This window comes from Rhizobium sp. ERR 942, assembly GCF_007828395.1.
Classification (GTDB): Bacteria; Pseudomonadota; Alphaproteobacteria; order Rhizobiales; family Rhizobiaceae; genus Rhizobium; species Rhizobium dioscoreae.
The window spans coordinates 508,508-522,086 of sequence record NZ_VIUA01000003.1; the positions used below are offsets into that span (position 1 = coordinate 508,508).

12 protein-coding genes are annotated in these 13,579 nt (G+C 58.7%); 5 read left to right on the plus strand and 7 right to left on the minus strand.

Annotation, left to right across the window (positions count from 1 at the left end; genetic code table 11):
- The first annotated feature begins 12 nt into the window (after positions 1–12).
- On the plus strand, positions 13–696 hold the full coding sequence (locus FBZ97_RS15075) for an ABC transporter ATP-binding protein (protein WP_113328967.1): 684 nt from the start codon (positions 13–15) through the stop codon (positions 694–696).
- Between the two features lie 9 nt (positions 697–705).
- Here the strand turns inward: FBZ97_RS15075 and FBZ97_RS15080 are convergent, their stop codons facing one another.
- Together FBZ97_RS15080 and FBZ97_RS15085 are read right to left on the minus strand one after the other, a co-directional pair.
- Positions 706–1,173, minus strand: a complete 468-nt coding sequence (locus tag FBZ97_RS15080) for a DUF5680 domain-containing protein (protein ID WP_145320382.1) — start codon at positions 1,171–1,173, stop codon at positions 706–708.
- A gap of 79 nt (positions 1,174–1,252) precedes the next feature.
- Positions 1,253–1,840, minus strand: coding sequence for a hypothetical protein (locus FBZ97_RS15085; protein WP_145320380.1), 588 nt, complete (start codon positions 1,838–1,840; stop codon positions 1,253–1,255).
- Between the two features lie 355 nt (positions 1,841–2,195).
- Here FBZ97_RS15085 and dnaE point away from each other — a divergent pair, with 355 nt between their 5' ends.
- Positions 2,196–5,690, plus strand: coding sequence for a DNA polymerase III subunit alpha (gene dnaE / locus FBZ97_RS15090; RefSeq protein WP_145320378.1), 3,495 nt, complete (start codon positions 2,196–2,198; stop codon positions 5,688–5,690).
- A 62-nt stretch (positions 5,691–5,752) separates the two neighbouring features.
- Here the strand turns inward: dnaE and FBZ97_RS15095 are convergent, their stop codons facing one another.
- The 3 genes from FBZ97_RS15095 to FBZ97_RS15105 all read right to left on the minus strand — a co-directional run bounded on the left by FBZ97_RS15095 (position 5,753) and on the right by FBZ97_RS15105 (position 9,742).
- A complete protein-coding gene (locus tag FBZ97_RS15095) occupies positions 5,753–7,024 on the minus strand; it encodes a L,D-transpeptidase family protein (protein WP_145320376.1) in 1,272 nt (423 codons plus the stop codon).
- Between the two features lie 194 nt (positions 7,025–7,218).
- On the minus strand, positions 7,219–8,262 hold the full coding sequence (locus FBZ97_RS15100) for a GH25 family lysozyme (protein WP_145320374.1): 1,044 nt from the start codon (positions 8,260–8,262) through the stop codon (positions 7,219–7,221).
- Positions 8,263–8,452: 190 nt separating this feature from the next.
- Positions 8,453–9,742 (minus strand): DNA polymerase IV, encoded by a 1,290-nt coding sequence (locus tag FBZ97_RS15105; protein ID WP_145320372.1) that lies wholly within the window; start codon positions 9,740–9,742, stop codon positions 8,453–8,455.
- Between the two features lie 83 nt (positions 9,743–9,825).
- Between FBZ97_RS15105 and FBZ97_RS15110 the strand changes: the two genes are divergently transcribed.
- Positions 9,826–10,404: a GNAT family N-acetyltransferase gene (locus FBZ97_RS15110; RefSeq protein ID WP_069614954.1), complete on the plus strand. Its 579-nt coding sequence runs from the start codon at positions 9,826–9,828 to the stop codon at positions 10,402–10,404.
- Positions 10,405–10,421: 17 nt separating this feature from the next.
- Here the strand turns inward: FBZ97_RS15110 and FBZ97_RS15115 are convergent, their stop codons facing one another.
- Together FBZ97_RS15115 and FBZ97_RS15120 are read right to left on the minus strand one after the other, a co-directional pair.
- Entirely contained in the window at positions 10,422–11,069 is a 648-nt protein-coding gene (locus FBZ97_RS15115) for a hypothetical protein (protein WP_145320370.1), read from the minus strand.
- A gap of 2 nt (positions 11,070–11,071) precedes the next feature.
- The gene (locus FBZ97_RS15120) at positions 11,072–11,380 is read right to left on the minus strand and encodes a DUF3572 domain-containing protein (RefSeq protein WP_069614952.1); all 309 of its coding nucleotides are present in this window, start codon (positions 11,378–11,380) and stop codon (positions 11,072–11,074) included.
- Positions 11,381–11,511: 131 nt separating this feature from the next.
- On the opposite strand from FBZ97_RS15120, the gene FBZ97_RS15125 reads away from it, so the two are divergent.
- Together FBZ97_RS15125 and FBZ97_RS15130 are read left to right on the plus strand one after the other, a co-directional pair.
- A complete protein-coding gene (locus FBZ97_RS15125) occupies positions 11,512–11,883 on the plus strand; it encodes a response regulator (protein ID WP_028754034.1) in 372 nt (123 codons plus the stop codon).
- A gap of 16 nt (positions 11,884–11,899) precedes the next feature.
- Positions 11,900–13,273, plus strand: a complete 1,374-nt coding sequence (locus tag FBZ97_RS15130) for a PleD family two-component system response regulator (protein ID WP_113328961.1) — start codon at positions 11,900–11,902, stop codon at positions 13,271–13,273.
- The last annotated feature ends 306 nt before the right edge of the window (positions 13,274–13,579 follow it).

Here is a 13,579-nt window from a genome sequence, read left to right on the forward strand (position 1 = left end):
ATATTCCATTTGATGAAACGCAACGTCGTTCTCCAGCTCTCTGGCGTGGAGCGTCACTACGGGCAGGGCGAGACGCGGCTGTCGATCCTGAAAGGCGCCGATTTCACTTTGCGCAGCGGCGAGATCGTCGCGCTTGTTGCGCCGTCAGGCACGGGTAAATCGACGCTTCTGCATGTGGCCGGGCTGCTTGAGCATCCGGATGGCGGCGAAGTGCTCGTCAATGGTCAGGCCTGCGAAGGCTTGTCTGACGATAGGCGTACAGCCGTGCGTCGCAGCGAAATCGGCTTCGTCTATCAGTTCCATCACCTGCTGCCCGAGTTCTCGGCTCTTGAGAATATCATGATGCCGCAGCTTATTTCCGGGCTTTCGCGTAAAGATGCGAGCGAGCGCGCTTCTCAGCTTCTCGATTACATGCGCATTGGCCATCGTGGCGATCACCGCCCCGCCGAGCTCTCCGGCGGCGAGCAGCAGCGCGTCGCGATCGCCCGTGCTGTCGCCAATGCGCCGCTGGTGCTGCTGGCGGATGAGCCCACCGGCAACCTCGACCCGGCAACGGCGCATTATGTCTTCGATGCGCTGGAAGCACTGGTGCGTCAGTCGGGTCTCGCGGCGTTGATTGCCACCCACAATCACGAGCTCGCAGCCCGCATGGATCGCCGTGTCACGCTGAGTGAAGGCAAGGTGGTCGAGGTTTGATCGCTCCCGTCACGGAACGATCAGGCCACCGCGATAATCCAGCTCATAGGCCTTGTGCTCATTCACCATAATGGCTTCGTGCCCGATAAAGTGGTCGCACGATCCGGTGCTGCGGTCGATATAGCGGCCATAGACATGTTCGAATTCGAAGCCGCCTAGAAAACGTTTTTCATCCTGATAGAGGCGCAGGAGTGCAGCCTTGATAACCATGCCGGCTCGCGTTCCGTCGATCAGATCGGGCTCGACGATATGGCCGAAATAGTTCATGGCCCAGACCGGCTTGTCGTCGTGCCAGACGAGTTCCTGCCCCGCGAAATCCGTGCCGCCGAAATAGCTGTCGAGATAGCGCCAGCGGCCGCTCGCATAACCGATGTCATGCGAGCCGCTTCGGCAGGACGGCAGCCGCTCGCCGTCACCAACATAGGTCTCGGCTTTGGCGGCGACAATAAAATCGTTCAGCTCGGCAAGATCCGGCATGACCCTCTCCAATTTTGGTGAGCAGGCACAATGCCATGGATCCGAAGAAGTGTAAAGAACAAAAAGTGAACATGCGTTGTTAATGGCCGAGCCCGCAGGCCTTCTCCCCGATCTCATCCTGCCAATCCTGAATGTTGATGGTCTTGGCATCGGTCTTCAGCGTCTTGCTGTCTTTCGTCACCTTACCGGTCAATACATTGTAGTCGCAGGTCTGGCTATTATCCGGTTCGAGCGTATCGCGGGCATCGTAAGTGTAGCCGGCCACCACGAAACCGTTGTTGCGATAGGCAAGTGTTAGCGTTTGATGCCAACGATCGCGGCCGATTGCATCGTTCTGCGAGGTGATTGCGATCGAACCGTTCGGCAGCGCGGCGATCGAAGGTTCCTGGCCGTAAACACCGCTGGCTCTACCCCAGATCTTGTCAGGAGCGCTTGCTGCCAATTGCAATAGGGAATGCTCGTTGTCACGCAGATAGATGTAGATGCCGATGGAGGTTTCGGCCTGCTTGTCCGCCGGGGGAGCTACCAGAATGGCAAGGTCCGGTTTCCCGTCCTTGTTCCAGTCGCCGATCGCGGCGTCGACGATGCGCTCGGGTGCAGATGTATTTTCTGCTTGAGCCGCAGTTGCGGTCAAAAGAATGGCGAGAGCGCAGGCAAGTGATTTCATCGTGATCTCCATGTTTGCCCTTGCATAACGCTCGGTTGTGCCGGCGTCCATCTGAGGGCAGAAAACCGTCCAATGAAATTTCCTGATGCGTCTATTGACTCTCGAACAAAAATGGAACAAAAAAGAAACATAACGAGTAAGGAGCGCCTAAATGACCGACATTATTCGAGACGTTGCAGCATTCACTTCCATCGTCATGTTCGTTGCCAGCTTTTCCCTCATCATGATGGCGATGTAAGTTTTGTCCCCCATTTGCACATGCTGTTCCCATATTTGATGGGAGCAACTTCTGGACTTTACGGTCCGCAATGCCGAAAATGCCGCTGATTCATTCAGGTGTGCGGAAGGGTATGAAATGGCGGATGCAGGTGGCAACGGCGCGGCAGCGCCGGTCGGCGAAATGCCGGAATTCGTGCACCTCAGGGTTCATTCCGCCTATTCTCTGCTAGAGGGCGCATTGCCGCTCAAGAAGATATTGGCCAAGGCTGCCGGGGACAGTCAGCCGGCTATTGCCATCACCGATACCAACAATCTGTTCGTTGCCCTGGAATTCTCGCAAAAGGCGATGGATGAGGGGCTGCAGCCGATCATCGGCTGTCAGCTGTCGATCGATATGGAGGATGGCGGCGAGGGCGAGAAGCGCGGGCCGCAGCAGGCTCTGGCGAAGCTGCCATCCATCGTTCTGCTTGCCGCAACCGAGCGGGGATATGAGCGCCTCGTTGATCTCGTCAGCCGCGCTTATCTCGGCGGCGAGGGCAACAGCGCCGTTCACATTGCAGCATCATGGCTGGATGAAATCGGCACGGAAGGAATGATTGCACTCACCGGTTCGCTCACCGGTCCCGTCGATATGGCGTTGAAAGAAGGGCACGCCGCCCAGGCGCTCTCTCGGTTGTTGAGGCTGAAGCAGCTGTTCGGCGACAGGCTTTATGTCGAATTGCAGCGCCATGGCACCTATGATCGTCGTCACGAGCAGAAGATGATCAAGCTTGCTTATGAGCATGACATCCCGCTCGTTGCCACCAACGAAGCATTTTTCCCGACGCGGGATGATTATGATGCGCATGACGCTTTGATGGCGGTGGCCCACAATGCCATTGTCTCGGACGATACGCGGTTCCGCCTGACGCCGGATCATTATCTCAAGAGCCGTGCCGACATGGCGAAACTCTTCGCCAATCTGCCCGAAGCGCTGGAGAACACGGTCGAGATCGCTCGCCGCTGCTCCTTCATCCTGAAGACCCGCAAGCCGATCCTGCCGCGCTTCACCGGCGCCACGGATGATGCGGAGGAGGCGGAACGCGCCGAGGCCGCCGAGCTGCGCGCTCAGGCGATTGAGGGTCTCGACCAGCGTCTCGCCTCGCTCGGCATGGCACCCGGCTATGCGGAAAAGGATTATCGCGAGCGGCTGGAATTCGAACTCAGCGTTATCGAGCGCATGAAGTTTCCCGGCTACTTCCTGATCGTCGCGGACTTCATCAAGTGGGCCAAGCGCCACGATATCCCCGTCGGCCCGGGCCGCGGTTCCGGTGCGGGCTCGCTGGTCGCCTACGCTCTGACCATCACCGACGTCGATCCGCTGCGCTTCTCGCTGCTGTTCGAGCGCTTTCTCAATCCGGAACGCGTCTCCATGCCGGACTTCGATATCGACTTCTGCCAGGACCGGCGCGAAGAGGTGATCCGTTACGTGCAGGCCAAATACGGCCGCGAGCAGGTGGCGCAGATCATCACCTTCGGTTCGCTGCAGGCGCGCGCAGCCTTGCGCGACGTCGGTCGCGTGCTCGAAATGCCCTATGGCCAGGTCGACAAGATCTGCAAGCTGGTGCCGAACAATCCCGCCAATCCGACGCCGCTGAGCAAGGCGATCGAGGAGGAGCCGCGTCTGCAGGAAGAGGCGGACAAGGAGCCGGTCGTCGCCCGACTTCTCGACATCGCCCAGAAGATCGAAGGCCTCTATCGCCACGCCTCGACGCACGCCGCCGGTATCGTGATCGGCGATCGTCCGCTGTCGAAGCTCGTGCCGATGTATCGCGATCCGCGCTCCGACATGCCGGTCACCCAGTTCAACATGAAATGGGTGGAGCAGGCCGGTCTGGTGAAGTTCGACTTCCTCGGCTTGAAGACGCTGACTGTCCTCAAGACGGCCGTCGATTTCGTTGCCAAGCGCGGCATCTCGATCGATCTTGCCAGCATACCGCTCGACGACAAACCGAGCTATGAGATGCTCTCGCGCGGCGAGACGGTCGGCGTGTTCCAGGTGGAAAGTGCGGGCATGCGCAAGGCCCTGATCGGCATGCGTCCCGACTGCATCGAGGATATCATCGCGCTCGTAGCGCTCTATCGTCCCGGCCCGATGGAGAACATCCCGGTCTATAATGCCCGCAAGCATGGCGAGGAAGAGATCGAATCGATCCATCCGAAGATCGACTATCTTCTTAAGGAAACCCAGGGCGTTATCGTCTACCAGGAACAGGTGATGCAGGTCGCCCAGGTGCTTTCCGGCTATTCGCTCGGCGAAGCGGATCTTCTGCGCCGCGCCATGGGTAAGAAGATCAAGGCGGAGATGGACCAGCAGCGCGAGCGCTTCGTCGACGGAGCCATCAAGAACGGCGTTTCGAAGGGCCAGGCCGACGTCATCTTCGATCTGCTCGCGAAATTCGCCAATTACGGCTTCAACAAGTCGCATGCCGCTGCCTACGCCATCGTCTCCTACCAGACCGCCTATATGAAGGCGCACTATCCGGTAGAGTTCCTGGCAGCGTCGATGACGCTTGATATGTCCAACACCGAAAAGGTCAACGACTTCCGTCAGGATGCCAAGCGGCTTGGCATCGAGGTCATCGCACCTTCCGTGCAGACCTCGTTCCGCCATTTCGAGACGGGTGATAACCGCATCTACTATGCTCTGGCGGCCATCAAGGGCGTCGGTGAATCCGCCGTCGACCATATCGTCGAGGTGCGCGGTGACAAACCCTTTGCCGGCATCGAAGATTTCTGCCTGCGCATCGATCCCAAGCAGATCAACCGCCGCGTTCTGGAAAGCCTGATCTGCGCCGGCGCTTTCGATTGCTTCGAAATCGATCGCGCCCAGCTGATCGCCGGCCTCGACCGCATCATGGGCTATGCCCAGGTGGCGCAAGAAAACAAGCGCAGCGGCCAGCACGACATGTTCGGAAGTGCAGCCTCCGGTCCGGAAAAGATTGTGTTTCCCCCCTATACGCCATGGCTCGCCTCGGAGCGTTTGCTGCGCGAATTCCAGGTGCTCGGCTTCTATCTGACGGCACATCCGCTCGATACTTATAAGAGCGTGCTCGACAAGATGCGGGTGCAGCCGTTTGCCGAGTTCTCCGCCGCCGTAAAGCAGGGCGCCAGCAACGGCCGTCTCGCCGGCACGGTGATCTCCAAGCAGGAGCGCAAGACGCGCACCGGCAACAAGATGGGCATCTTCGTCTTCTCTGATGCCTCGGGCCAGTTCGAAGCCGTGCTTTTCTCGGAAACGCTCAACCAATATCGCGACGTTCTCGAAGTCGGCAAATCCTTCGTCATTACCGCCCAGGCAGATGAGCGCCCGGAAGGCATCAGCCTGCGCCTGCAGACGGCGCAGTCGCTGGAGGAGAAGTCGTTGCAGATGCAGAAGGCACTGCGCGTCTATGTCCGCGATTCCGGCCCGCTGAAAGCCGTCGCCGCGCATCTGAACGCCAAGGGCGATGGCCTGGTTTCCTTCATCGTCATCAAGGAGGAAGGAATGCGCGAGGTCGAGGTGGCACTGCCGGAGAAATATCGCATCACGCCCGAAATCGCTGCTGCCTTGCGCACGGCACCCGGCGTGATCGACGTGGAGCTGGTCTGAAGCAATTCCAGGAAAAGTGGATAGCGGTTTTCCGTCCGGAATTGCGTAAAAACAAAATGGCTCTAGCCCTTCTTACCCAGCGCGCCATTGTTGGTAATGGTGATGAAATCGGTCTCGTTGCCGGTTTCCGGTCCGACACCGGTATCGGAAATCGTCAATGACGATCCGGCTGTCAGCAAATCCTCGATGCGGTGACGGATATCGTCGGGAATGGTGATGCGATTGAGCGCCTGTCCGGCCGCGTCGAACGATTGCGATTGCTCCTCGCTGGTGATGCCGTAGCGCTTCTTCGTCTGCTTGCTCAAATCTTCTTCGAGCGTCATGCCGAACCAGTCGGCCTTTCCGCTGATCCGGTCGATCGCGTTGGCGGTGAAGAAATGCACGCCGAGCGCTTCTTGCGGCTCGGCGATAATTGCGGGGCCTTCGAAGAGCGGCTTGAAGTTCTGGCGGACCATGATCGCACCGTTCGGCGGTTCGCCCTTGCCGGCGGCGGCATAGACTGCCTTCATCAGCGCGGGACTGACAAGGCCGCCCGTCGTCTTGATATCATGTGCCTTCTTGAAGTCTTCGATCGCCTGTACCGTCGCCGGCCCGAGCATCCCGTCGGGTGTTCCGGTGATAAAGCCCATTCCGTTCAGGATGCCCTGTAGGTCGCGCACGTTTTCGCGCAGCCCGCGCCGGGTGATGAGGATGCTGAGCGGCGCTGGATCGGCCGATGGCGCTAGAGTCTCCTGCGTCTTCGGTATCTTGATCGAGCTCACGTCATTCGTCGCGACCTGCAGCGATTGTGCCTGCGGCAGGAAGCTTGCGGTCATCGGACGGAGTTCGATGCCCGAAAACAGTGCCGGCGGCGGAGCCGGCAGCGGCTTGAACAGCATCGAATTTTCGAAGAGCTGCGGCACCAGCGGCTGATCGGCGATGACGACATGCACGCCGCGCTCGGTCATCTGATAAAGCATCTTGGCAAAGGCCTTCGGCATGCGCACGCAGCCATGGGATGCCGGATAATTCGGGACGGAATTGGATTCGTGTAGCGCGATCCCTGACCAGGTCAGCCTTTGCATGAAAGGCATGGGCGAGGCCGAATAGAGATTGGATTCGTGATAGACCTTCTTTTCCAGAATGGAGAAGATGCCGCTCGGGGTCGTGTGCCCGCGCTTGCCGGTGGAAACCTTCGAAGTCGCGATCACTTTGTCGCCGTCATAGACCGCAAGCGACTGCCTGTCCTTCGACACCACGATCTGCAGGGTGCGGGCATCCGGCGCAGCAAAGACGGGATGAGAAAGGGTGGTGGCCGACAAAAGCGCCAGCCCAAGCAACAAAAATGGCTTCATAGACACAACCAGAACGCAATACTCGTTGCGCCCAAGGTTAGACTTCGAAGTTTAAGGAAGACTTGCCGAAAACTCATGCCTTTCCGCGTCCATGAAAACGTGAGTTCGCCGAACGCCACCCCAATACGGCATCGCCGAAGCGGAGCGATCAAACTCTGCTTCGGCGATGATTGAAATCTCGAGCTTATGTGCGATCAGTGGACGTTGGAGGCCACCCAGTTGTGCCAGTCCTGCTCGCTGCCGTGGAAGGCGTTGAGGTCGATCCTGCCTTCGACGCCGTGGGATACGCCGGAGCCGGAATATTGCCAGAACAGCCATTTCCGGCCCGGATAGACCTTGGACGGATGTTGAGCCACGGCGCGCAGCCAGAAGGGATAGTCGAGCAGTTCGCCGCTCAGATTATCGCGATAGAAATCCGGAGCGGTGTAGACGATCGGACGCTGGCCGTAATGCTTTTCCAGCTTGTCCATGAAGACCTGCATCTTGGCGAGAACCTGCTCGCGCGAAGGACGCCGCTTGCAGCTCGACTCGCCATTCCATTCGACGTCGATGACAGGCGGCAGCGCTCCGGCCTCCTTGGGCACGTTGCGGATGAACCAGTCGGCCTGCTCTCCCGCAGTCCGGCACCAATAGAAGAAGTGATAGGCGCCGTGCTTCAGGCCGGCCTGCTGGGCGGCACGCCAGTTCTTCTTGAACATGGGATCGAGATGATCGCCGCCATCCGTTGCCTTGATGTAGACGAAGTTCGCACCCTGTGTGCGCAGCGTATCCCAGTCGATCTCGCCCTGCCAGCGCGAGACGTCGACGCCATGGACGGCGAGCTTCCGGGGCGAGGTAGACGTACCGAAGTTGATCGGCTTGGCATCGCGGAAGCGATGGCTGTAGATCTGCATCGGCTGCTGCCTCAGGGCGCGGGGCACCGGGTTCGATGGCGAGAGCATGGCAAGCGGCCGTTGCAGCGGGACTGGCGCGTCACCGTCGCCGCTCTGGTCGGAAGGCATGATCCCCTCCGGACGGAGGTTCGTCGGCATCGCAACTGCGAGAGCCTGCTGCCGCTCGACGCGCGAAACGGTTTCGCCGATTTCGACGGATGGCACCGGCCTGCTGGTTTTCGCGATGGAACTCGTCACTTCTTTCGAAGGCGGGGCGGCTTGCGCGGCTTCGCGCTCACCTCGGGCGGCGCAGCCTGAAATCGTCAGGCAGGCGAGAAAAATGGTCGATACAGCCGATAGACGCATAGGAACCCGTACGCAAAACACACTCGGCGACTAGTTCACGCCGCCGGAAAGTTACAGAATCCAAGTCCTAATGGAAATTTACCAAAAAAGTTTGAATCCGAGCTTTTTCGCGCGAAAGAATCGCGCGCGTGGTGCGATTATTTGCGACACAGCCAAAAATCACCATGTGGTGACTTGTGCTAAATAATTGTTATTTGTGGTTTTTGTCGCCAAACGTGTAGCCGGTTTCGACTGTCTTATTGCCGAATTTTTCTCGCAGCTTGTCCATGGCTGCTTCCGCCGCAGCCCGTCGCGCAGCCTGCACGTCGATAAGATCGGGTGGATCTGCGCGTCCGGCATCGCCAAGATCGGTGACGCCGATGCCGATGAGGCGAAACTTCGTGCCGTCCGTCTCGGGCTCGAGCAGCCGCAAGCCGGTGCGAAAAATCCGGTCCGCCAATTGGGTCGGGTCCTCCAGACGGCGGTTACGCGTGCGGATCTTGAAATCCGAGGTTTTGAGCTTCAGCACGACGGTCTGGCCGGCAATGCCGCTGCGTTTCAGACGCCGTGAAACCTTCTCGGAGAGATCGCGCAGGATCGGCACGAGATCCTCATGGCGCCCGATATCTTCGAAGAAGGTGGTTTCGGAAGACACGCTTTTCGCCGCTTCGTTGGGATGCACGGTTCGGTCGTCGATCCCTCGTGAGAGACGGAAAAGCCGCTGCCCGATAACGCCGTAACGGCGCATGAGATCGCCTTCCTCCATGGCCTGCAATTGGCCGATCGTGCGGATGCCATCGCTTTCGAGCGTCGCGGCAAAGGCCTTGCCGACACCCCATATCGTCGTGACTGGCCGTGGCTCCAGAAAGGAGAGGGCCTCTTCCTTGCCGATGACGGAGAAGCCTCGCGGCTTCTGCAGGTCGGAGGCCACCTTGGCGAGGAACTTGCAGTACGACAGCCCAACGGAGATGGTAATGCCGATTTCCTGCTCCACCCGCTTGGCGAACTTGGCGAGAATGCGAGCCGGCGGATCGTGATGGAGCCGCTGCGTGCCGTCGAGTTCAAGAAACGCTTCGTCGATCGAAAGCGGCTGAACCAGCGGCGTCAGGTCCTGCATCATGCCTCGAACCTCGCGGCCGACGCGGACGTATTTCTCCATGTTTGGACGGATGACGATAGCCTGTGGGCAAGCTTCCAGCGCCTTGAACATCGGCATGGCGGAGCGCACCCCATGGATGCGGGCGATATAGCAGGCGGTGGAGACGACGCCGCGCTTGCCGCCGCCGATGATGACAGGCTTATCGGCGAGCTCCGGATTGTCGCGTTTTTCGATGGAGGCATAGAAGGCATCGCAATCGATATGCGCCAGCGTCAGTGCGTAGAGCTCCCGGTGGTAAACGAGGCGGGGGCTGCCGCAGCTCCGACAGCGCGTGCGCATGGCCGATTGCTCGCTCAAGCAATCGCGACAGAAGCCGGAGATCTTGTCGGGCGCATGGGTCATGGAACGAGAACAAAAATTGAACATCGCCACTTTATGTTCTAAGCTTGCGAGTCTCAAGCTGGAAAACTGCCGGGGAGGTGGGAGTGCAGAATTTAATCGTGCAGCCGTTGACGCCGGACCGATGGGACGATTTCGAGACGTTATTTGGACCAAGCGGCGCCTGTTATGGCTGTTGGTGCACCTATTTCCGCGTCCCGACATCGCAGCGCAAGACGATGGATGCAGCAGCAAAGAAGCAGTTGATCCGCGAGCGAATCTCGGCTGGGCCGCCGCCCGGCCTTCTAGGCTATAATGATGGACAACCCATCGCCTGGGTGCAGGTCGGCCCGCGTGCAGAGCTGCCGCAATGGAACTCGCCGAAAACGGTGTCGCGTCCGCTCGATCCCGCCGATGCGGAAGACAGCTCCGTCTGGGCGGTGAGCTGCTTCTTCATGAATTCGAAGGATCGCGGCAAGGGACACAGCCACCGCATGTTGTCGGAGGCCGTGAATTTTGCCCGTGCGTCAGGCGCGCGGTTGCTCGAAGGCTGTCCGATCGAGCGTACCAAGCAGTCGAAATCCGTCGGTCTCTATGTCGGTTCGCAGCGCATCTTCGAGGCCGCCGGATTTTTGGAAGTTGCAAAGCGCAAGGATGGCAGGCCTCTGATGCGCCTCGTGCTCTGAGGGCAGCTTGGGCGGCGTCAGCGCGCGATATGGGCCTGGATCAGCGGCGCTGCCTGGCTCCATTCATTGGCTTCTGGAATACCCGCGGCCGCTGCCGGTGCCATGCGGTGGACGATGGAATCCGGTTTCAGATTGATGAGGAGGCACTCCGGAACATGCTCGCTGACCGAATGCAGATTGTGGGCCATATCATCGACGAAGGCGAGGGGCATCTCGCGCCGCCGATGCAGCGAGCGCACGATCGGCCCCTTGGGCTGCAGCGACGCGAGCAGTGGATAGGTAAGCTCGAGTCTGTCCAGCAGTCGCCGCCTCTGTTCCCAGAACTGCGGCGGCATGGCGGTGAGGAAAACGATGTCAGCGTCTTTCGAGAATTCGCCGAGCGTATCGACCACGCGATCGAGTGGTGTCTGCCATTTTTCCTGTGCCTCGAAGAAGGCTCCGATCAGCCGATGAACATCCTTTTCTTCCAGCGCAGAGCCGTTGGCCTTGGAGACGATGTTGCCCGTCAGCCGGAAGGAACGCGGCAGGAATTCATGGCCTTCTGCCTCGATGAAGGTCAGGAAGGGCGCAAAGAAGTGCAAGACGACGTCGTCGACATCGCAAACGATCAACGGCCGCTCCTGCAGCCGGATATGCGATACGTCGAATTCGATCGGGGCATCCATGATCAGTATTCTCCAGAGGCAAGGCCTGGCGGCGAAAAATGCGCCGATGCAGCGGCGACGGCCTCCGGCGCAATGCCGCTGGCCTCGCAGAAGGCCAGCAATGTCGGTTCGTGGTTCATGAGGAAATCGAGCATACCGGCAAGAAAGGCCGGCTCGTTGATGGCGTTGCGCACCTGTGCCGGCTCTATGCCGGTCAGCGCCAAGAAGCGGCCGAACATATCCGGTTCATTGGCCAGCCAGCCGAGTACGGCAATGGCAGTCTCTTGCGGGTCGGCCGCGCTCTTCTTCGGGTTCTTGAAGTTACTTTGCATTTTGACGGGTGAGTTACCTATTTTTCAACCAAATGCCGGTAGTTTGCGATTCAAGTATTTCTGGAATCGGTTCCTCGCGACCCTATATTTCGAGAGAATGGATGCAATACCGGATGCAGGGACAGCTTTCCATGCCTAAGCAGGTAATGATTGTAGAAGACAATGAGCTGAATATGAAGCTCTTTCGCGATCTGATCGAAGCGTCCGGCTACACGACGATCCAGACCCGCAACGGCATGGAAGCGCTCGATCTCGCGCGCAAGCACCGTCCCGATCTGATCCTCATGGATATCCAGCTGCCGGAAGTTTCCGGTCTGGAGGTCACCAAATGGCTGAAGGAAGACGACGATCTTCACGTGATCCCTGTGATCGCGGTCACGGCCTTCGCCATGAAGGGCGATGAGGAGCGCATTCGCCAGGGCGGTTGCGAGGCCTATGTCTCGAAGCCGATTTCGGTGCCGAAATTCATTGAGACCATAAAGACCTATCTGGGCGACGCCTGATGATGGGGAAGAGCTGATGACCGCACGCATCCTGGTAGTCGACGATATTCCGGCCAATGTGAAGCTTCTGGAAGCGCGGCTGCTTGCCGAATATTTCGAAGTGCTGACAGCCGAAGACGGCTTGAAGGCGCTCGCCATTTGCGCGGGCACGCAGGTCGATCTCATCCTCCTCGATATTATGATGCCCGGCATGGATGGTTTTGAGGTGTGCGAACGCCTGAAATCCGATCCCCGCACCGCCCATATACCCGTCGTCATGGTCACGGCGCTCGATCAGCCTGCCGACCGTGTGCGCGGCCTGAAGGCCGGTGCCGACGATTTCCTGACCAAGCCCGTCAACGACCTGCAGCTCATTTCGCGCGTCAAGAGCCTGCTTCGCTTGAAGACATTGAGCGACGAGCTGCATATGCGCAACGAGACTGCGCGCAATTTCGGTATTGACGATCTGATGCGGGCTGGCGACGGCCGCACCGAGGAAGCTGGCCAGGTACTGCTGGTCGATGGCCGCGCCAATTCGCAGGAGCGTATCATCCGCACGCTCAAGCCGATCGCCCAGGTCGTCGCAATGTCCGATCCGCAGGCCGCTCTGTTTGAGGCTGCTGAACGGGCGTTCGAACTGGTCATCGTCAATTCGAATTTCGACGACTACGACCCGTTGCGGCTCTGCTCGCAACTTCGTTCGCTGGAGCGCACGCGTTTTCTGCCCGTGCTGCTGGTGACGGAGCAGGGCGCGGACGACATGATTGTCCGCGCGCTGGATCTCGGCGTCAACGACTATATCGTCCGGCCGATCGATCCGAACGAACTCGTCGCGCGCTGCCTCACGCAGATACGCCGCAAACGCTATAATGATCGCCTGCGCGCCAGCGTACAGCAGACGATCGAGCTTGCCGTCACCGATGCGCTCACCGGCCTGCATAACAGGCGCTATCTCGACAATCACCTCAAGGTGCTTTTCGACCGCTCCCTGGCGCGGGGCCGGCCGCTCTCGATATTGATTACCGATATCGATCGCTTCAAGACCGTCAACGACACCCATGGCCACGATGCCGGCGATGAAGTTCTCAAGGAATTCGCCGCAAGAATCCGTTCCACGGTACGCGGCGCAGATCTCGCATGCCGTTATGGGGGCGAGGAGTTCGTTGTGGTTATGCCGGATACGCCTGCCGATACGGCCGCCGCGGTCGCGGAACGACTACGCGCTGCGGTAGAAAATATGCCGGTGAAATTACGCGAAAACGGTGTTGCGCTTAACATCACCGCTTCCTTCGGAATTTCGTGCCGTTTGGAGACGATCGAGACGCCGGAGCAGTTGATGAAGCAGGCGGACCTTGCGCTTTACGAAGCCAAAAGAGCAGGACGCAATAGGGTTGTAGCTTCAGCGGCCTAGGGATGAATGGCGGAGAAATACGGCCGCCCATGAATATTGAGGGTATTTTTCAGGTTTTGAACAACAGTTCAAAATTTTTTGTCCTTTATCCTGCGGGCATCGTCACATAGCCCTGTTTTGAAGAAACGCTGCATACTTATACTTTTGAATTCGCCAGATACCTTCACTTTTCGGGTACTTTCGGAATATTCTTGTCTTATCGGCATATAGTTTTGTTTTGTTGGCGGAGTGTTGATGAGATGTCCGTTGAAAGTTGACCGATTAACTGAATGTAATTTGTATATTCAAATGCTCTTGAATATCTGT